Source organism: Amycolatopsis australiensis (assembly GCF_900119165.1).
Lineage (GTDB): Bacteria > Actinomycetota > Actinomycetes > Mycobacteriales > Pseudonocardiaceae > Amycolatopsis > Amycolatopsis australiensis.
Genome location: NZ_FPJG01000006.1, coordinates 1,237,662 through 1,255,813, shown reverse-complemented (window position 1 = coordinate 1,255,813; position 18,152 = coordinate 1,237,662). Strand labels below are relative to the sequence as shown.

19 protein-coding genes are annotated in these 18,152 nt (G+C 70.7%); 8 read left to right on the top strand and 11 right to left on the bottom strand.

The genetic code is table 11. The features are described from left to right. Positions 1-152: 152 nt before the first annotated feature. The 4 genes from BT341_RS07195 to BT341_RS07180 all read left to right on the top strand — a co-directional run bounded on the left by BT341_RS07195 (position 153) and on the right by BT341_RS07180 (position 4,893). On the top strand, positions 153-683 hold the full coding sequence (locus BT341_RS07195; protein WP_072475530.1) for a MarR family winged helix-turn-helix transcriptional regulator: 531 nt from the start codon (positions 153-155) through the stop codon (positions 681-683). Beyond that, positions 680-3,271: an MFS transporter gene (locus tag BT341_RS07190; RefSeq protein ID WP_072475529.1), complete on the top strand. Its 2,592-nt coding sequence runs from the start codon at positions 680-682 to the stop codon at positions 3,269-3,271. Before BT341_RS07195 ends, BT341_RS07190 begins: the two co-directional genes overlap by 4 nt. Beyond that, on the top strand, positions 3,268-4,089 hold the full coding sequence (locus tag BT341_RS07185; protein ID WP_072475528.1) for a YceI family protein: 822 nt from the start codon (positions 3,268-3,270) through the stop codon (positions 4,087-4,089). The genes BT341_RS07190 and BT341_RS07185 overlap by 4 nt, the downstream gene beginning before the upstream one ends. Positions 4,090-4,224: 135 nt before the next feature. After that, entirely contained in the window at positions 4,225-4,893 is a 669-nt protein-coding gene (locus tag BT341_RS07180; RefSeq protein WP_072475527.1) for a DedA family protein, read from the top strand. Between the two features lies 1 nt (position 4,894). Here BT341_RS07180 and BT341_RS07175 read toward each other — a convergent pair whose 3' ends face one another. From BT341_RS07175 to BT341_RS07145, 7 genes are all read right to left on the bottom strand, one after another. After that, positions 4,895-5,308, bottom strand: coding sequence for a VOC family protein (locus BT341_RS07175; protein WP_072475526.1), 414 nt, complete (start codon positions 5,306-5,308; stop codon positions 4,895-4,897). Positions 5,309-5,484: 176 nt separating this feature from the next. Next, the gene (locus BT341_RS07170) at positions 5,485-6,225 is read right to left on the bottom strand and encodes an SDR family oxidoreductase (RefSeq protein WP_072475525.1); all 741 of its coding nucleotides are present in this window, start codon (positions 6,223-6,225) and stop codon (positions 5,485-5,487) included. Then, positions 6,222-6,857 carry a nucleoside/nucleotide kinase family protein gene (locus tag BT341_RS07165; RefSeq protein ID WP_072475524.1) on the bottom strand — a complete coding sequence of 212 codons (636 nt, stop codon included), beginning with the start codon at positions 6,855-6,857 and terminating at the stop codon, positions 6,222-6,224. Before BT341_RS07165 ends, BT341_RS07170 begins: the two co-directional genes overlap by 4 nt. Continuing rightward, positions 6,854-7,681, bottom strand: coding sequence for a PfkB family carbohydrate kinase (locus tag BT341_RS07160; RefSeq protein ID WP_084743183.1), 828 nt, complete (start codon positions 7,679-7,681; stop codon positions 6,854-6,856). Before BT341_RS07160 ends, BT341_RS07165 begins: the two co-directional genes overlap by 4 nt. A 2-nt stretch (positions 7,682-7,683) precedes the next feature. Beyond that, positions 7,684-8,493 carry an ATP-binding cassette domain-containing protein gene (locus BT341_RS07155; protein ID WP_072475522.1) on the bottom strand — a complete coding sequence of 270 codons (810 nt, stop codon included), beginning with the start codon at positions 8,491-8,493 and terminating at the stop codon, positions 7,684-7,686. Continuing rightward, positions 8,490-9,479, bottom strand: coding sequence for an ABC transporter permease (locus BT341_RS07150; protein ID WP_072475521.1), 990 nt, complete (start codon positions 9,477-9,479; stop codon positions 8,490-8,492). Before BT341_RS07150 ends, BT341_RS07155 begins: the two co-directional genes overlap by 4 nt. After that, complete coding sequence (locus tag BT341_RS07145) at positions 9,476-10,492, bottom strand: substrate-binding domain-containing protein (protein WP_072475520.1); 1,017 nt, start codon at positions 10,490-10,492, stop codon at positions 9,476-9,478. The genes BT341_RS07150 and BT341_RS07145 overlap by 4 nt, the downstream gene beginning before the upstream one ends. A 104-nt stretch (positions 10,493-10,596) precedes the next feature. On the opposite strand from BT341_RS07145, the gene BT341_RS07140 reads away from it, so the two are divergent. Then, complete coding sequence (locus BT341_RS07140) at positions 10,597-11,634, top strand: LacI family DNA-binding transcriptional regulator (RefSeq protein ID WP_072475519.1); 1,038 nt, start codon at positions 10,597-10,599, stop codon at positions 11,632-11,634. Positions 11,635-11,703: 69 nt separating this feature from the next. After that, on the top strand, positions 11,704-12,570 hold the full coding sequence (locus BT341_RS07135) for a LacI family DNA-binding transcriptional regulator (RefSeq protein ID WP_072475518.1): 867 nt from the start codon (positions 11,704-11,706) through the stop codon (positions 12,568-12,570). A gap of 1 nt (position 12,571) precedes the next feature. Here BT341_RS07135 and BT341_RS07130 read toward each other — a convergent pair whose 3' ends face one another. Beyond that, complete coding sequence (locus BT341_RS07130) at positions 12,572-13,564, bottom strand: glycoside hydrolase family 76 protein (RefSeq protein WP_072475517.1); 993 nt, start codon at positions 13,562-13,564, stop codon at positions 12,572-12,574. 51 nt (positions 13,565-13,615) lie between these two features. Here BT341_RS07130 and BT341_RS07125 point away from each other — a divergent pair, with 51 nt between their 5' ends. Next, positions 13,616-15,751, top strand: coding sequence for a molybdopterin oxidoreductase family protein (locus tag BT341_RS07125; protein WP_072475516.1), 2,136 nt, complete (start codon positions 13,616-13,618; stop codon positions 15,749-15,751). Positions 15,752-15,833: 82 nt separating this feature from the next. After that, on the top strand, positions 15,834-16,802 hold the full coding sequence (locus BT341_RS07120; RefSeq protein WP_072475515.1) for a cellulase family glycosylhydrolase: 969 nt from the start codon (positions 15,834-15,836) through the stop codon (positions 16,800-16,802). Here BT341_RS07120 and BT341_RS07115 read toward each other — a convergent pair whose 3' ends face one another. The 3 genes from BT341_RS07115 to BT341_RS45205 form a co-directional block, all read right to left on the bottom strand. Next, positions 16,803-17,459 carry a TrmH family RNA methyltransferase gene (locus BT341_RS07115; RefSeq protein ID WP_072475514.1) on the bottom strand — a complete coding sequence of 219 codons (657 nt, stop codon included), beginning with the start codon at positions 17,457-17,459 and terminating at the stop codon, positions 16,803-16,805. 14 nt (positions 17,460-17,473) lie between these two features. After that, positions 17,474-17,857, bottom strand: coding sequence for a DUF2784 domain-containing protein (locus BT341_RS07110; RefSeq protein WP_072475513.1), 384 nt, complete (start codon positions 17,855-17,857; stop codon positions 17,474-17,476). Positions 17,858-17,968: 111 nt separating this feature from the next. Then, positions 17,969-18,133 carry a hypothetical protein gene (locus BT341_RS45205; RefSeq protein ID WP_177328758.1) on the bottom strand — a complete coding sequence of 55 codons (165 nt, stop codon included), beginning with the start codon at positions 18,131-18,133 and terminating at the stop codon, positions 17,969-17,971. Positions 18,134-18,152 lie beyond the last annotated feature (19 nt).

The window sequence follows — 18,152 nt, the reverse complement described above, 5'->3', positions numbered from 1 at the left end:
CGGGAGCCGCCGGAAATCTGCTTGCATATGGCAACTAAAGTGTGTTCCGACACATCGGCGGCGCCTCCGCTTGCATAACCGCTAGTGAAGGCACATTCTTGCCGTAGGCAACTAGTTGCAGCCGCCAACCAACGCCGTGAAGGACTCCATCCATGGCACCGAACCGCTCCGCCACCCGGCCCACGGCCGAACTGGACCTCGCCGACCAGCTCGGGCACGAGCTCGTCCGTCTCGTCCGCCTGGTCAACAAGGCGAAGTCGCAGGTGTCCAAGCAGGGTCCGGACGGGATCGAACGGGCGGCCTACGCGATCCTCTTCACCCTCATCCACGAGGGCCCGCAGCGCACCAGCAGGCTCGCCGAGTCGCTGCACTCCGAGATCTCGACGATCAGCAGGCAGTCGAGCTCGCTCGTCCAGCACGGCCTGGTCGAGCGCCAGGCCGACCCGGAGGACGGGCGGGCCTGCCTGCTCGCGCCGACGGCCGAGGGCATGCGGGTGTTCGAAGAGAACCGCAAGAAGCGCAACCAGTGGCTGGCCGAAGTACTCGGGGACTGGACCGAAGGGGAGATCCAGACCCTGAACCGGCTCTTCGGCCGGCTCAACACAGGTATCGAGAACCACTCTCCACAGCTGGCCGACGCGCACGCGTCCGCCACTGCACCGGCCAAGGGGGCCAACGCATGAGTTCCACCACCGAAGCACCGGCACACGCCGAGGTGAAGCAACCACCCCGGCTGAGCCACCGCCAGATCGTCACGATCCTGAGCGGCCTCATGTGCGGCATGTTCCTCGCCGCGCTCGACCAGACGATCGTCGGTACGTCGATCGTCAAGATCGCCAACGACCTGCACGGCTTCGACCTGCAGGCGTGGGCGACCACGGCGTACCTGATCACCTCGACGATCGTCACGCCGATCTACGGCAAGCTTTCCGACATCTACGGCCGCAAGCCGTTCTACCTGGCCGCGATCAGCATCTTCGTCATCGGCTCGCTGGCTTCCACCTTCGCGCAGTCGATGTACCAGCTGGCCGCGTTCCGCGCGGTGCAGGGCCTCGGCGCCGGCGGTCTGATGTCGCTGGCCATGACCATCCTCGGCGACATCGTGCCGCCGCGGGAACGCGCCAAGTACCAGGGTTACATCCTCGCCGTGTTCGGCCTGTCCACCGTGCTCGGCCCGGTGCTGGGCGGGTTCTTCGCGGGCATCGAGCACGCCGGCAGCATCTTCGGCTACGACATCCACGGCTGGCGCTGGGTCTTCCTGATCAACGTGCCGATCGGCGTCCTCGCGCTGTTCGTCGTCGCGCGGGTGCTGAACGTGCCGCACGAGCGCCACGAGCACAAGATCGACTGGTGGGGCGCGCTCGCACTGGTCGTCGCCGTGGTGCCGTTCCTGATCGTCGCCGAGCAGGGCCAGAAGTGGGGCTGGGGCGACCAGAAGGCCATCTGGTGCTACGTCGTCGGCGGTGTCGGCGTCATCGCCTTCATCGCGATCGAGCGCTGGATGAAGGAAGCCGCCCTGATCCCGCTGCGGCTGTTCAAGAACTCGACGTTCACCGTGGCCATCATCGGCGGCGTCATCGTCGGTGTCGCGATGTTCGGCGCGATCACCATGATCCCGCAGTTCATGCAGGTTGTGCAGGGTTACACGCCGACGGAGTCGGGTCTGCTGATGCTGCCGCTGATGGCGGGCATCATGACCAGCTCGGTCGTGTCCGGCCGGCTCACCGGGAAGACCGGGCGCTACAAGATCTTCCCGATCATCGGCACGATCCTGATCGCCGGTGGCGCGTTCTTCTTCGCGCAGGTCAAGTACGACTCGCAGCTGTGGCACCCGCTGGTCGCGGCGGCCATCATCGGCCTGGGCCTCGGCCAGTGCATGCAGACGCTGATCATCGCGGTGCAGAACGCGGGCCCGCGCAGCGACATGGGCGTCTCGACCGCGTCGGCGACGTTCTTCCGCCAGATCGGTGGTACCGCGGGTGTCGCGATCTTCCTGACGATCCTCTTCAACACCCTGCTGCCGAACATCACCAAGGCGTTCGGCGGTCAGCTGCCGCCCGGCGCGGGTGCCGGTATCGGCAACCTGACCGGCGACACCAGCGGCATCCAGAACCTGCCCGAGGCGATCCGGACGCCGGTCCTGATCGGCTTCACCGACTCGATCACCACGGTGTTCTACGTCGCCGGCGCGGTGGCCCTGCTGGCCACGCTCGTGCTGCTGTTCATGAAGGAGATCCCGCTGGTCAACGCCGCCCCGGCCGCCGCGGCCATGGAGGGTGGCGAGGCGCTGCTGGACGAGCACGCCGACGAGCCGACCGAGATCGTCGAGCCGGTGCGTCCGCTCGACCGCGAGCCGGCGCTGGTCGGCAGCGGCGGGAAGCACGCGCTGAGCACGAACGGGCACGGTGACTACCAGGCCGTGTCGGGCGCGCTGCCGATCACGAACTCCGTCGCGGACTCCGAGCTCGACGTGCCCGTCGGCGCGGGTGGCGTGCCGGTGATCGGCCACGTCCGCCGTCAGGACGGCAGCCACGTGCCGGGTGCCGCGCTGACCCTGATCGACCAGCGCGGCCGCCAGGTCGCGCGGGCCACCGGGGCTCCCGACGGCAGCTACTCGGTGCCCAGCCAGGGCCCGGGCCAGTACGTCCTGATCGTGTCGGCCCACGGCCACCAGCCGCAGGCCTCCAGCGTCGTGATCAGCAACGGGCCGGCCACGGTCGACGTCACGCTCACCGGCTCCGGCGAGCTGACCGGCACCGTGCGGGCCGCCGCGACCGGCGCCCCGCTGCCGAACGTGACGGTGACGCTGACCGACAGCCGCGGCGAGGTGAACGGCGCGTTCATCACGACCACGGACGGCACCTACGCCTTCGTCGGGGTCGGCGCCGGGGCCTACACCCTGGTCGCCAGCGGCGCGGGCTACCGGCCCGTCGCGGTGACGCTGACCGTGCCGGACAGCGGCGTGCTGCGCCACGACGTCGAGCTGGCCAGCTCGGTGCTGCTGACCGGCACCGCGCGGACCGAGGGCGACCGGGTGGTGCCGGACGCGCGGATCACCGTGCTCGACGCCGAAGGCAACGTCGCGGCCGTGGCCCGGACCGACGACCAGGGCCGGTACGTGGTGAGCGACCTGCCCGCGGGCGCCTACACGGTGGTCGCGAGCGGCTACCCGCCGGCGACCAGCCAGGTGGAGCTCACCGGCGGCGAGGCCGGCCACGACGTCCGGCTGAGCTACGACCAGGCCCTCGACGAGCTGGTCGACCGGTCATGACCGGCCTGCGCGCGACCTTCCGCACGGCCGAGGGCTGGGCGGTGGAGCACGCGGTGCTCACCGTGACCGACCCGGCCGGGCGGCAGGTCGCCCGGCAGGCGGCCGACGTCCGCGGCGAGGTGGTGACCGGCGCGCTCGCGCCGGGCACCTACACCGCCGTCGTCACGGCCGCCGGGTACACCCCGGTCGCCCGGATGGCGCAGATCGCCTCGGACGGGTCGGGCTCGCTCGGCGACGTCGTGCTGGCCCCGGTCGCCGAGGCGATCGACCTGCCGCCCGTCGGGCCGTGGGTGATCGACCCGATGCACTCGTCGGTCGTCGCGACCGCGCGGCACCTGGGCATCGCGAGCATCAAGGCGCGGTTCCCGGACGTGTCGGGCCGGATCGAGATCGGCCGCCCGGCCGAGCGGTCGTCGGTGCACGCCGAGATCAAGGCGGCGAGCATCGACACCGGCATCAAGATGCGCGACGACCACCTGCGCTCGCCGGACTTCCTCGACGTCGACGTGCACCCGGTGATCACGTTCACCAGCACCGGGCTGCGCCAGCGCGGGGTGGACTCGTGGACGCTGGTGGGTGAGCTGACGCTGCACGGCGAGCGCCGCGAGATCGAGCTGGAGCTCACCTACGGCGGCTGGGGCCCGGACCCGTGGGGCGGCGTGCGTACCGCGTTCCACGCGGAGACGACGCTGCACCGGAGCGACTTCGCGATCAACTACAGCGCGATGGTCCGCGCCGGCGTCGCAGCGGTCGGCACGACCGTGAAGGTCGAGCTGGACATCGAAGCGGTGCAGGGCGAGTCGCTGCCGCAGTTCTGAGCCCGTGAGTTCGTGGATGGAGGCCCTCTCACCACCGGTGAGGGGGCCTTCACCGTTCGTAGAAGCGCGTGTTCCGGACAGCTCGATTTGGCCGTTCGCCGTGGGGTGTTCACCTGGGCCACGTAGGCTCCGGGTGTGAACGTCGTGAGCATCGAGGCCGCGGGCGTCGGCGTGAGCTGGCTGGACACCGCCGGACCGCTGCTCGTCTGGGTCATCGTGCTGAGTTTCGTGCTGGTCGAGTGCGCGCTGATCATCGGGTTGTTCCTGCCCGGTGACTCGCTGCTGTTCGGGGCCGGCGTGGTGCTGGCGCAGCACGGTTCGGACGCGAACGCGTGGTTCCTGTCGGGTGCCGCGCTGATCGTCGCCGTCCTCGGCAACCAGATCGGCTACTACATCGGGCGCACCAGCGGCACGAAACTCATCGTGCGCCGCGACGGGAAGGTGCTGAACCGGCACAACCTGGAACGCGCGCAGCGGTTCCTGGACCGGAAGGGCTTCTTCGCGATCGTGGCGGCCCGGTGGATCCCGTGGATCCGCACGCTGGCGCCGCTGATCGCGGGAGCCGCGCGGATGGCCCCGCGCCGCTTCCTGCTGGCGACCACGCTGGGCGGGCTGTTGTGGGTGCCGACGCTGGTGCTGCTCGGCTACTACGGCGCGGGCCTGCTGGACGCCCTGCCGTGGCTGAAGACGGCGGCGCTGTGGGTCAGCATCGCGTTCTTCGTGTTCGGGACGGGCTTCGGTGTGCTGCGCTACCGCCAGGAGATGCGCCGCCCGGTCGACGAGCGCGACGACGCGCGGGCCTGAGTCACAGCTGCGGATCGGCCCAGATCTCGAGCTGGATGCCGTCCGGGTCGCGGAACACGAGCACGTGCGAGCCCTCGAACGTGCGGGACGGCGCGGTCGGCAGGTAGGAGACGCCGAACTCGGCCAGCCGGGCTTCCCACTCGGCCAGCTCGCTCGTCGAGCCGACGCGGAACGCGACGTGGTCGAGCCCGGTCCGGCGTTCGTCGAACCCGCGTCTGCCGGTGTCCGCGTGCTGGACCAGCACCACGGAGAACTCGTCCCCGGCGGACCGGAGCACGACCTTGCGCAGACCCGTGTCCGGCTCTTCGCGCCGGGTGACCTCCTCGAGGTCGAGGACGCGCACGTACCACGGCACGCTGCGGTCCACGTCGGTCACGGTGAGCGCGAGATGGTGCACGGACATGAGTTTGGCCATGGCTTTCGAAGCCGTCCTTTCGCGTGGCGGCTTCCCAGAGTTGCACAGCGTTCGCCTGCCGAAACCGCGGTGACCAAGTTCCGCGTCCGATCGTGATCTCGCCGTCTCCGGGCGTCCCAGCAGGCGGACGCCGGTGACCGAAGGTCATTCGCGTTTGCCGGACGGTGTTCAGCCGGTCACCGGCCGCCACCGACGTCCAGCACCGCACCGGTGGTGAACGACGACGCGGGGGACAGCAGGAACAGCACGGCTTCGGCGATCTCCACCGGTTCACCCGCGCGACCCATGGGGATCTGCGGCGCGTACTTCGCCAGCCGGCCGGGCAGGCCGGCGGCCGCGTGCAGGCCGGTGTCGACCAGGCCCGGCCGGACGGCGTTGACCCGCACGCCTTCCCCCGCGACCTCCTGCGCGAGCCCGAACGTCAAGGTGTCGACGGCGGCCTTCGACGCGGCGTAGTGCACCCATTCCCCGGCCGAGCCGGTGCGCGCGGCCGTCGAGGAGATGTTGACGATCGCGCCGCCGTCGCCGCCGTACCGCGTCGACATCCGGCGGACCGCCTCGCGGCAGCACAGGAACACGCCGGTCACATTGACGTCGAAAGTGCGGCGCACGACGGCCACCTCGTAGGTGTCGAGCCGTCCCGGGGTGTTGCCGACGATCGCCGCGTTGTTGACCAGCGCGGTCACCGGTCCCAGCCGCGCGGCGGCGTCGAACAGCGCGCGGACGTCGTCCTCGCTGGAGACGTCCGCGCGGACGGCCAGCGCCCGGCGGCCGTGGTCCCGCGCCCGTGCGGCCACGGCCTCCGCGGGCCCGGGCTCGCCGGAGTAGTTCACCACGACGTCGTACCCGCGCTCGGCGGCGAGCGAGCAGATGGCCGCGCCGATCCCGCGGCTGCCGCCCGTGACGACGAGCGTCAAATCGCGAAGTTCGCCAGCGGCAGGTTCTCCAGCACCAGGTCGGCCCGGTCGCGGGTCTGCGAGATCAGGTCGGCGTTGCGCTGGTCCGAGCCGAGCGCCCGCCGGCGCGCCTCCACCAGCGAACGGCCGTACCGGCGGTGGCGCGACACGAGCCGTTCGATCCGCTCCGGCTCGTCCGGCGCGAGGAACCACGCCTCGGTCAGCAGCGGCCGGATGCCGCTCCACGGGTCGTCCGGCAGCAGCAGGTAGTTGCCCTCGGTGATGACGAGCTGGACCTCCGGCGGCACGGCCACCGCGCCGGCGATCGGCTCCTCGATCTCCCGGCGGAACTCCGGCGCGTACACCGTCTCGCGGCCTTCGGCCAGGCGGCGGATCAGGTGGTAGTAGCCCGCGGCGTCGAACGTGTCCGGTGCGCCCTTGCGCTCGGTGCGGCCGAGCCGGCGCAGCTCGACCTGCGCGAGGTGGAAGCCGTCCATGCCGACCACGGCGGCGCGCGAGCCCAGTGCGTTGGCCAGTGCCCAGGCGAGGGTGGTCTTGCCGGACGCGGGCGCGCCCACGATGCCGAGCACGTTGCGCTGCCCGCGCACGGTCAGGCCCTCGGCCCGGGCCAGCAGGTCGTCGAACGCCGTCATGTCCTGTTCCTTCCTGCGATCGCGGTCGTCCACGACCGCGGTCCCACATGCCGCACCCGTTCGGCGGCCACCTCGTTGGCGAAGCGAATCCGGTCGGTCACCGTCGGTTCGCGGGCCACGGCGACGGCGAGAGCGCCGTGCCACACGTCGCCCGCACCTAGTGTGTCCCGCGCTTCCACGGCGGGCACAGGCACCTCACCCGAGCCGCCGTCCGCAGTGGACCACCGCACCGGGCCCGGGCCCGCGGTGGTGACGACGGTGGGGACGCCGCGCGCGTGCAGGCCCGGTTCCGGCGCGGTGAAGTGCGCGGAGCACGCGGCGACGTCGACCAGCGGCAGCAGCTCGTCGAGCACGGGCTTCCAGCTCCCGGCGTCGAGCACGACCGGGACGTCGCCGGCCGCTCGTGCGACGGCCAGCGCGACCTTCGGGTGGTGGCCGTCGACGAGCACCACGTCCGCGTCGACGTCCCCGCTCCACGTGGCTTCGGAGCCGGCCGCGTTGCGCGAGACGACCGTGCGCTCGCCGTCGCGGTCGCGGACGGCGACCGCGCTGACCGGCGGCGGGCCGGTCCGCGCGGGATCGAGGTCGACGACCCGGACGCCGTGGGCTTCGAGATCGGCGCGGGCGAGCGCCGCCAGCGGGTGTGCGCCGAGGACGGTCAGCAGGGTCGCCTCGGCGCCGAGCGCGGCCGCCGTCACCGCGGCGTTCGTCGCGGGTCCCCCGGCCGCGACGTCCACCCGCAGTGACTGCACCTTCTCGCCCGGCGCCGGAAGCTCGCCGACCCGCTGGACGACGTCCACGGTGCACAGGCCCGCCAGCAGCACCTTCACTTCAAGCCGGCCACGTGCGTCGCGGCGGCCGCTTCTTCCACTTCGCCGTTCTCGTTGAGCCGCAGGGCACCCGTGAGCAGGCCGACGACCTGGTTCATCGAATGCGTCTTCGGCGAGACGACCGCGACGCGCTTGCCGAGGCGATGCACATGGATGCGGTCGGCGATGTCGAACACGTGCGGCATGTTGTGGCTGATCAGCACCACCGGCAGGCCGCGGTCGCGGATCCGGCCGATCAGGTCGAGCACCTTGCCGGACTCGGCGACGCCGAGGGCGGCGGTGGGCTCGTCCATGATCACGGCCTTCGTGCCGAACGCGGCCGCGCGGGCCACCGCGACACCCTGCCGCTGCCCGCCGGAAAGCGTCTCGACGGGCTGGGAGATCGACTTGATGTTGATGCCCAGCTCGTCGAGGATCCGTTGCGCCTCTTTCCGCATGGTCGCGGTGTCGAGCTTGCGGAACAGCCCGAACGGTCCCTTGAGCCGCTTCTCGCGCCCGAGGAACATGTTCGACGCGATGTCGAGCGCGGGCGCGACGGCGAGGTCCTGGTAGACCGTCTCGATGCCGTAGTGCCGAGCGTCCAAAGGGGATTTGAAGTGGACGGTCCGACCGTCCACTTTGATCTCGCCCGCGTCGGGAATCAGCGCCCCGGAAAGGGCTTTGATGAGCGAGGACTTCCCGGCGCCGTTGTCGCCGACCACGGCGAGCACCTCGCCGGGCAGCAGGTCGAAGTCGGCGCCGTCGATGGCGGTCACCCGGCCGTAGCGCTTGACCAGGCCACGGGCCTGGAGGATCGGTTCGGTCATGACTGCTGCTGCCTCCTCGCGATCCGGTCCACCACGACGGCGGCGATGAGCAGGGCGCCGGTGGCGAGGTCCTGGTAGTTGCCGTCGACGTTCATCTGCGTGAGGCCCGACCGCAGCACGGCCACGACCAGCGCGCCCATCAGCGTCCCGAGCACCGAACCGCGGCCACCGAACAGGCTCGTGCCGCCGAGGACGACGGCGGTGATCGAGTCGAGGTTGCCGAGCTGGAACTGGTTCGGGTCGGCGTTCGGGGTCCGGCCGAGCGCCTGCCAGGCGGCGATCCCGAAGGTCAGCCCGGCCACGATGTACACCGACAGCACCGTGCGGTTGACCTTGATGCCGGACAGCCGCGCCGACTCCGGCGCGTTGCCGACCGCGTAGACGTGCTTGCCCCACGCCGTTTTCGTCAGCGCGTACCAGATCCCGAGGTACATCAGCAGCGCCAGCGTCATGCCGTAGGTGATCGGGATGCCGCCGAAGAGGTAGCGCTTGGTGCCGAGCCACTGCAGCAGCCCGTCGGTCACCGGCACCGCCTGACCGCCGGCGATCAGCTTCGACACCGCGGTCAGCATGGTGAACGTGCCGAGCGTGATGATGAACGCCGGCAGCTTGATCCGCGTGGCGAGCGAGCCGATGAAGATGCCGACGATGACGGTCAGCACGACGCCGGCGAGCAGCGCGACGAAGCCGTTCGTGCCCGCCGCGGCCAGCTTCGCCATGATCAGCGTCGCGACGACCATCGAGGACGCGTTCGACAGGTCGATGCCCGCGATGAGGATGACGAGCGTCTGTCCCAGCGCGAGCGTCCCGACGACCAGCGACTGCTGGACCACCGTGGACAGGTTGTCGAGGTCGAAGAACGTGTCCGTGGCCAGCGAGAACACCACGACGGCGACGACCAGCGCGAGCGCCGGCCCGATCGCCGGGGCGCGGAGGAAGAACTCGCCGAGGGACTCACGTTCCTTGGTGGCCACTGCCGTGGTCATTTGTTGCCTCCCCAGCAGTTCTGCAGGCCCCACGCGGTGTCGTGGCTTTCGACGCCGGGCACGGGCTTGTCGGTGATCACGGCCGACCCGGTGTTGACGAAACCCGACGGCTTCTTCCCGGTCTTGGCGTATTCGACGGCGGCGAGCACGCCCTGCTCGGCCATCTTCTTCGGGAACTGCATGACGGTCGCGGCGAACTGGCCGTCCTTGACGTTCTGGACGCCTTCGCAGCCGCCGTCGATCGAGCCCATCACGATCTGCCCGGTCAGCCCTCGGGCCTTCAGCGCCGCGTACGCGCCGCGGCCCATCGGCTCGTTCATCGAGTAGACGGCGTTGATGTCGGTGCTGCGCTGCAGCAGGTTCTCCATGCCCTGCTGGGCGAGGCTCTGGTCGCCGTTGGCGGCGGTGTGGCCCTTGATCTCGGGCGAGCCGTCGGTCAGCCCGATGCCCTTGAGGAAGCCGCCGTGGCGCTGGGTGTCGACCGAGCTGCCGGCGGTGCCGTCGACCATGAGCAGCTTGGGCGGAACGCCCTTGAGCGCGGCCTTGACGTAGGCGCCCTGCTGCTCGCCCGCGGCGAAGTTGTCGGTGGCGAAGGTGGCGTCGACCGCGTCGGGCGGTTCGGTGGCGGTGTCGAGGGCGATGACCAGGACGCCGGCGTCGCGGGCATCCTTGATCGCCTTGAGCACGCCGGTCGACGAACTCGGCGTGATGAGGATCGTGTTCGCGCCCTGCTGCCGGAGGTTCTCGATGGCGCGCACCTGGCCGTCGTTGTCGCCGTCGAACTGGCCGGCGAGGGCGCTGAAGTCGGCGCCGTTGGCCTGCGCGGCGGCTCTCGCGGCGTTGCGCAGCTCGACGAAGTACGGGTTGGTGTCGGTCTTGGTGACCAGGCCGACCTTCGCTTTGCCGCTCCCGCCGGTGTTCGTGTTGCCGCCCCAGTGGCGTTCGACCGTGCACCCGGTCGTCGCGGCGAGGACGGCGGCCAGCGTGAGTGCGGTGAGACTTCGCTGTCTCATGATTTCCACCCTTGGTGATCGAGGGCTTGCCGATGGTCGGGAAGGTAGACAGACTGCAGCGTGGACGCAAGCGTTTGCGCAAACGCTTGCCGGAAAGGACTGGCATGCCTCAGCCGAGGTCGTCGCGACCCACCCAGCGCGACATCGCCGAACTCGCCGGCGTCTCGATCACGACCGTCTCGCACGTCGTGAACGGGACGCGGGCGGTCGCCGAGGACACCAAGGCGGCCGTGCTGCGGGCGATCGAGGCCACCGGCTACACCGGTGACGCGATCGCTCGTTCCCTGGTCACCGGCGGGACGCGGTCGATCGGGATGGCGATCTCGCTGGTGGCCAACCCGTACTTCGCGACGCTGATGCAGGCGATCGAGCGAGAGGCGTCCGCCCACGGGTACACCGTGCTGCTGGCCGACACGCACGACACCGCCGGCACCGAGCGTGACACGGTGCGGGCGCTGCGTTCCCGGCGCGTCGACGGCCTGCTCATCACGCCCGCGCCCGGCGACGGACCGGTGATCGGCGAGCTGGTGTCGCTGGACGTGCCGACGGTGCTGATCGACCGGCTGGCCACCCGCACCGACGTCGACCAGGTCGGGTCGGAGAACATCCAGGCGACGTCGGCGCTCACCGCGCACCTGGCGACGCTCGGGCACCGGCGGATCGGGATGATCAGCGGCGCGCCGGGGCTGTCGACGAGCGAGGAGCGCGTGCTCGGCTACCGGCTGGGGCTCGGCCGGTCCGGGCTGACGTGGTCGTCCGAGCTCGTGGCCTGCGGGAACTCCTCACGCGACGGCGGGGCGCTCGCGTTGAGCACGCTGCTGGCGCTGCCCGAGCCGCCCACGGCGCTGGTCGTCGGGAACGACAGCATGATGGTCGGGGTGCTGCACGAGGCGCGGCGGCGTGGCCTGCGCATCGGGCGTGACCTGCCGGTGGTGGTCTACGACGACGTCGAGTGGGCGGACCTCGTGGATCCGCCGCTGACCACGATGGCGCAGCCGATCCAGGAGATCGGCCGGCAGGCGGTGCGGCTGCTGCTCGCCCGGATCAACGACCCGTCCCGGCAGGCCGAGACGGTCCGGCTGGCACCCACTCTGCGTCATCGTGAGTCGTGTGGCTGCCCGCCGATTCACTCACATCAGTGATTCTGCGGTTTTCGTGTCATCCCGCGGGCGTTGAGCGGATACCTTTCCGCTGAGCGTCTGCGAGGGCTTATGACCGCACTTTCGCCGGAGCTCCGGTTGTGGGACCCCCCGGTCACCTACCGGATCGGCGTCGCGATGGGTGTGCACGCGAACCCCTACTCGGGTGAGCTGCTGCGCTCGATCAGGGCGGCCGCGGCGCAAGCCGGCTGCGACGTCACGCTGGCGGACACGGGCGACACGGTCAGTGAGGAAGCGGCGGTGGTCCGCGCGCTGCGGGCCGACCTCGTCGACGGCGTGCTGCTGGTGCCGTCGGCGGGCGACGAAGCGGTGATCAACGGCCTGGTCCGGATGGGCGTGCCGACCGTGCTGGTCGACCGGCTCACCGCGCGCAACGACGTCGACCAGGTGGGCACGGAGAGCGTGCACGCGGTGGCGTCGCTGGTCCGCCACCTGACGGAGCGACGGCACCGCAAGATCGGCCTGATTTCGGGCGACGAGGGCCTGGGCACGAGCCGCGAGCGCGTCCGCGGCTACCGGCTGGGCCTGGAGCAGGCGGGCCTGCGCTTCAACCGCGAACTGGTGGAGTGCGGCCTGTCGACCCCGGGCGGAGCGGCCCGCGCGACGGCCAAGCTCCTGGACGGCTGGCCCTCCCCGACAGCGCTGGTGGTGGCGGACGAGTCGATGCTGGTGGGCGTCCAGTACGAAGCCCACCGCCGGGGCATCAAGATCGGCTCGGAGCTGGCGTTGGTGGGCTACGGCGACATGGACTGGGCCCGCCGGGTGAGCCCGGCGGTGACGACGCTGGCCCAGCCGGTGGCGGACATCGGACGCCGGGCGGTGCAGCTGCTGCTGTCCCGGATGGCGGACCCGGACCGTCCCCCGGAGACGGCGTTGCTGACACCCCGCTTCCTGCACGGCGCTTCCTGCGGGTGCTGAGTCAGTCCGCCAGCGTCGCGGCGGCTTCCAGCAGCATCCAGCCGCCCACCTGGACCGACAGGTCGCGTTCCGGTGCGTCTTCCGGCAACGGCCATGGTGCCGGGCGGTCCCAGTACGCGCTGAACAGCGGGCCCTCCGCCGCGCCTGACCAGCAGGCCGCTGCCGACTTCAGCACCAACGACCGGGCCGTCGCTGCCTCCGGGCCCGGCAGGGACCGCGCTGCCAAGGCCAGGTAGCGGGCCAGGATCGCCGCGAACAGGCCGCCGTCGCCGCCTCCCTGGCCTCGGATCACTCCTTCCGGTGCGCAGTGCCCGGCCACCGCGCGGACCGTGCGCGCCGCATTGTCCACTTCGGACAGCTCCAGGCACGCGCCCAGGTAAACCCCTTGGCAGTACGTATAGATGTGCTTCACCAGCTCGCCCGTGTCCGCGCGGATTCCGTCCCAGACGAGTCCCGTCGCCGGGTCGACCAATGTGGACGAAAGCCAGTCCGTCATGGCGCGGGCGCGTGGGAGCTTTCCCGATCGGGCGTGGAAGATTGCCGCCGGGCCGTTGGCCGGGGCGTTCTTGAAGTCGTCGCCGCGACGCCACCAGATTCCGCCACCCGCCGCCGCTGTCCAGCCCGACAGCAGCTGCGTGTCGATCGCCGCCAGTGCCGGGCCCACGTCGATGCCGAGCGACGAAACCCGTTGCAGCGCAAGGCCGAGCCATGCGATGTCGTCGTAGTAGTCGTTCGTCCACTTGCCGAAGTTGCGCAGCCGCACCGAACGGACGAACGAGCGGATCAACCTCAGCCGCGCCGGCGACGGCGCGCGCAGCTGGGCGTCGACCAGCGTGTCCAGCAGGTGGGCCTGCCACCAGTAGTTCCAGTGCCAGTGCAGCCGCTGCCCGAGCGAAGGTGGCCAGCCGCTGCGGCCCAGCACGGTTGCGGGCAGCGCCCACACCCGGCGCAGGTGCCGGGAGGTCACCGCGCGTTCGGCAGCCGAGACGTCCATGGCACAATCGTGCCTTGCCCATCGACATACCGCTCGGTATGTTGACTGGCCATGACCACTGCTCACGTCACCTGCCCGCTGTGCGAAGCCACCTGCGGGCTCGAGGTGACGCTCGACGAGAACCGGCAGGTCACCCGGGTCACCGGCGACGAGCAGGACGTCTTCTCCAAGGGCTACATCTGCCCGAAGGGCGCGTCGCTCGGCGCACTGCACCACGACCCCGACCGGCTGACCGCGCCGCTGCTCAAGCGGGACGGCGAGTTCGTCGAGGTGAGCTGGCAGGAGGCCTACGACGAGATCCACCGCCGTCTCCCGCCGATCATCGAGCAGTACGGCCGGGACGCCGTCGCGGTGTACGCGGGCAACCCCGGCGTCCACAACATCGCGCTGACGCTGTACGGCCGCGTGCTCTACAAAGCCTTGGGCACCAAGAACTTCTACAGCGCGACGTCGGTCGACCAGATGCCGAAGCACTACTCGGCCGGCACCATGTTCGGTGACCCGCTCGCCATCCCGGTCCCCGACCTCGACCGCACGCGTCACCTGCTGATCCTCGGCGCCAACCCGCTCGTCTCCAACGGCAGCCTGATGACCGCGCCGGACATCCGCGGGCGGCTGCGCGGGATCCGCGAACGCGGCGGCAAGATCGTCGTCGTCGATCCGCGCCGCACCCGCACCGCGCGGTTCGCCGACGAGCACCACGCCATCCGGCCCGGTACCGACGCACTGCTGCTGTTCGCGCTGGTCAACGTCCTGTTCGCCGAAGACCGCGTCGACCCGGGCCGGCTGCGCGAGCACCTGAACGGCCTCGACGACGTCCGCGCGCTGGCCCAGCCCTTCACCCCCGAAGCCGTCGCGCCGCGCACCGGCGTCGACGCCACCGAAATCCGCCGGATGGCCCGCGAACTGGCCACCGGGAACGCCGTGGTCTACGGCCGGATCGGCACCACGACGCAGGCTTTCGGCACGCTGGCGAGCTGGCTGGTCGACGTCCTCAACGTGCTCACCGGCAACCTCGACCGGCCGGGTGGCGCGATGTTCCCGCTGGCCGCGTGCCAGCCGACCGGGAACCGGCGGCCGTTCGCCGTCGGGCGCTGGCGCAGCCGTGTGCGCGGCTATCCCGAGGTCGTCGGCGAGCTGCCGGTCGCCACCCTCGCCGACGAGATCGAAACCCCGGGCGACGGCCAGGTCCGCGCGCTGATCACCGTCAGCGGCAACCCGTGCCTGAGCACGCCCAACGCCGGGCGGCTGAGCGAAGCCCTGAAGAACCTCGACTTCATGATCTCCGTCGACGTCTACCTGAACGAGACGTCCCGCCAGGCCGACGTCATCCTGCCCGGCCCGTCGCCGCTCGAACGTCCGCACTTCGACCTGGCCTTCTACCAGCTTTCGGTGCGCAACGTCGCCAACTGGACGCCGGCGACGCTCCCGTCGCCGCTGCCGCAGGAGTGGGAGACGATGCTGCGACTCACCGGCATCGTCGCCGGTCAGGGCCCCGAAGCGGACGTCGCGGCGCTCGACGGCTTCGTCGCCGCGGAAACCGCGCGCCGCAACGGCATCGAGGTCACCGGCGACCGCACCGGTCCCGCCCGGCTGGTCGACCTGCTGCTGCGCGCCGGCCCCTACGACGTCACGCTCGCCGACCTCGAAGCGGCACCGCACGGGCTGGACTTCGGGCCGCTGAAGCCCCGGATCCCGGAAGTGCTGTGCACCGCGTCGGGCCGGATCGAGCTGGCGCCCGAACCGGTCGTCGCCGACGTCCCGCGCCTGCGCGAGGAACTGGCGAAGCCCGCCGACGACGGGCTCGTGCTGATCGGACGACGGCACCTCAGCTCGAACAACTCGTGGATGCACAACCTGAAGCCACTGGTCCGCGGCGGCAACCGGTGCACGGTGCTGGTCCACCCCGAAGACGCGGCCCGCCTCGGCCTCACGGACGGCGCACTCGCGTCGGTGACGTCCCGCGCCGGCCAGCTGGAGGTTCCGGTCGAGGTCAGCGACGAGGTCCGGCCGGGCGTGGTCAGCATCCCGCACGGCTGGGGCCACGACGTCGACGGCTCGCGGACCCGGGTGGCGCGCGCGAACCCGGGCGTGAACTCGAACCTGGTCGCCGACGAGACGCTGCTGGACGTTCCGTCCGGAACGTCGGTGTTGAACGGAATTCCGGTCGAGGTCGCCCCCGTCTGACGCTTGACACCGCACGCGGTCCGGGAGGATTCTCGGCCGGGCATGTTGACGTCAACATCGATCATCGGACATCGGAGTTCGCATGACCCGCTTTCGTCGCTGCCTGCTCGCTCTCCTCCTCGTTCCCCTCTTCGCCGTCCCCCACAACGCCTCCGCCGCCACGAACGCCTTCCGCGGCGTCAACTGGGCGGACGCCCGCGACAACTACGTCGACGGCTGGGTCATCCCGACCGGCCTCACCGCCGGGGACAGCTACGACGTCATCCGGGCCAAGGCGGACGGCATCCTCACCGGCTTCCAGCAGCAGCTGGGCGCGAACACCGTGCGCCTGCCGATCAACCCGCAGAGCGTCAACTCGGACTGGTGGGCGCGCTACAAGGGCGCTGCCGACTCGGCACTGGCCCACGGCATGAAGGTCATCTTCGGGTACTGGGAAGCCAACAAGGACGGTTTCGTCGACGACATGACCGCGTGGAACGCCATGTGGGACAAGGTCACCGGCGACTACGGCGGCAACGGCAACGTCTACTTCGAGCCGATGAACGAGCCCTTCGGCTACAGCCTGAACGCGTGGGTGTCGCTGTGCTCGACGTGGCTTTCCCGGCACTCGAACATCCCGCGCGGCCGCGTCCTGATCAGCGGCACCGGCTACAACGACAACGTCACCGGTGTCGGCGCGGCGGGCGCGTTGAGCGGGACGCTGCTGTCCCTGCACTTCTACGGCTTCTGGGCTTCGGACACCACCCGCTCGGCCTGGACCACCAACCTCAGCAACCGGCTCGGCTCGTACTCCTCACGCACGATCATCGACGAGGCCGGCGCCCCGATGACGACCGGGCTCGACTACTCGGCCGGGCACCAGGACGGCAACAACTTCACCGCGTACTTCGCCGCCACCACGGACTTGGCGCGGTCGCGGCAGATGGGCGTCGTCTACTGGCCCGGCCTGCGCTCGGGCGACACCTACTCGATCACGCGGCAGAGCGGCAGCGGGCTGGCGATCAACAACGCGTCGGGGGTGGCGCAGCTGCGCTGGGGCTGGGGCCTGTGACTACCAGGCCGTGCTGAGGTCGGCGTGCTGCCGGATCCAGGCGTGCATGACGATCCCGGCGGCGACACCCGCGTTGATCGACCGGGTCGTGCCGAACTGGGCGATCGACACCACGAGTGACGCCGCGTCCTGCGCCTGCCGGGACAATCCGGGGCCTTCCTGACCGAACAGCAGCACGCACTCGCGCGGGATCTCGGCCGTCTCGACCGGCCGGGATCCCGGCGTGTTGTCGACCGCGACGATCGCGAGGCCCCGCGCCGCGGCGAATTCGGCCAGGCCGCCGACGTCGTCGTGGTGGCGCAGGTGCTGGTAGCGGTCGGTGACCATGGCGCCGCGGCGGTTCCAGCGGCGGCGGCCGACGATGTGCACCTCGGCCGCCGCGAACGCGTTCGCCGTGCGGACCACCGTGCCGATGTTGTGGTCGTGCTGGAAGTTCTCGATCGCGACGTGGAACGGGTGCCGCCGGCGGTCCACATCGGACACGATCGCCTCGCGGCGCCAGTAGCGGTAGGCGTCGACGACGTTGCGGCGGTCGCCGTCCCGCAGCAGCTCCGGGTCGTACCGCTCGTCCGACGGCCACTCGCCCGGCCAGGGGCCGACGCCGACCTCTTCGCGGCTCACCCACTCGGTGGGGCCGGCGTCGGGGGATGTGCTCACCCCCCGATTGTCGCTCAGCCGAGGTGGGCGGCGTGCGCGTGGGCGTGGTCGCGGTGGCGCCAGCGCTGGTACGCGCCGACGTAGGACAGCACCAGCAGCGTCAGCGCGAAGACCGCGATCACGGGCAGGAAAGACCGCGGGAACAACGTGTCGTAGAAGTAGTACGCGTTGAAGCCGCCGGGCAGGTCACCGAGGCCCTGCTGGTGGCGGAAGTAGTTCTCGAGCGCGGTCAGCGGGCACGGGATCGGCGTGACATTGACCAGCACGCCCCAGACGGCGAAGAAGATGTGGACGAACACGACCTTCGGCCAGCGCCAGGCCAGGAATCCACCGAGCCCGATGAAGAGCAGGGCCAGGATGTGCAGCGTCACCGTCACGTCGGCCAGGAACTTCGCCATCACCCGCCCCCTTCACCGAACCCCCTACCAGCGACTTTACTCCGCTGCGCGAATCCGGCCGCCCTGAAGAGTGCCCAGCTGTGTGATGTTTAACCCAGCGGAGCAACGCGTTCACCGTGGCGGTGACGGCGGAGTCACGCCCGGTGGGAACTCCGGCGGCCGCTTCGCGGGGTACTGGGTGGGTTCCTCGTGCGGGTACTGCTCGGGCGGCTTCTTCCACGGCGGCCGGTGCTCCGGCCGCTCCGCTGGCTCGCTGGGCTTCGACGGCTCGTCCATATCCAGTGACGGTACGCCC

Excerpts from the sequence above, each read along its gene's own strand:
- BT341_RS07120 (WP_072475515.1), top strand. The coding sequence starts at position 15,834 with ATGACCCGCTTTCGTCGCTGCCTGCTCGCTCTCCTCCTCGTTCCCCTC.
- BT341_RS07175 (WP_072475526.1), bottom strand. The coding sequence starts at position 5,308 with ATGGCCAAACTCATGTCCGTGCACCATCTCGCGCTCACCGTGACCGAC.
- BT341_RS07145 (WP_072475520.1), bottom strand. The coding sequence starts at position 10,492 with ATGAGACAGCGAAGTCTCACCGCACTCACGCTGGCCGCCGTCCTCGCC.
- BT341_RS07110 (WP_072475513.1), bottom strand. The coding sequence starts at position 17,857 with ATGGCGAAGTTCCTGGCCGACGTGACGGTGACGCTGCACATCCTGGCC.
- BT341_RS45205 (WP_177328758.1), bottom strand. The coding sequence starts at position 18,133 with ATGGACGAGCCGTCGAAGCCCAGCGAGCCAGCGGAGCGGCCGGAGCAC.
- BT341_RS07185 (WP_072475528.1), top strand. The coding sequence starts at position 3,268 with ATGACCGGCCTGCGCGCGACCTTCCGCACGGCCGAGGGCTGGGCGGTG.
- BT341_RS07190 (WP_072475529.1), top strand. The coding sequence starts at position 680 with ATGAGTTCCACCACCGAAGCACCGGCACACGCCGAGGTGAAGCAACCA.
- BT341_RS07125 (WP_072475516.1), top strand. The coding sequence starts at position 13,616 with ATGACCACTGCTCACGTCACCTGCCCGCTGTGCGAAGCCACCTGCGGG.
- BT341_RS07195 (WP_072475530.1), top strand. The coding sequence starts at position 153 with ATGGCACCGAACCGCTCCGCCACCCGGCCCACGGCCGAACTGGACCTC.
- BT341_RS07155 (WP_072475522.1), bottom strand. The coding sequence starts at position 8,493 with ATGACCGAACCGATCCTCCAGGCCCGTGGCCTGGTCAAGCGCTACGGC.
- BT341_RS07150 (WP_072475521.1), bottom strand. The coding sequence starts at position 9,479 with ATGACCACGGCAGTGGCCACCAAGGAACGTGAGTCCCTCGGCGAGTTC.
- BT341_RS07130 (WP_072475517.1), bottom strand. The coding sequence starts at position 13,564 with ATGGACGTCTCGGCTGCCGAACGCGCGGTGACCTCCCGGCACCTGCGC.
- BT341_RS07140 (WP_072475519.1), top strand. The coding sequence starts at position 10,597 with ATGCCTCAGCCGAGGTCGTCGCGACCCACCCAGCGCGACATCGCCGAA.
- BT341_RS07135 (WP_072475518.1), top strand. The coding sequence starts at position 11,704 with ATGACCGCACTTTCGCCGGAGCTCCGGTTGTGGGACCCCCCGGTCACC.
- BT341_RS07165 (WP_072475524.1), bottom strand. The coding sequence starts at position 6,857 with ATGACGGCGTTCGACGACCTGCTGGCCCGGGCCGAGGGCCTGACCGTG.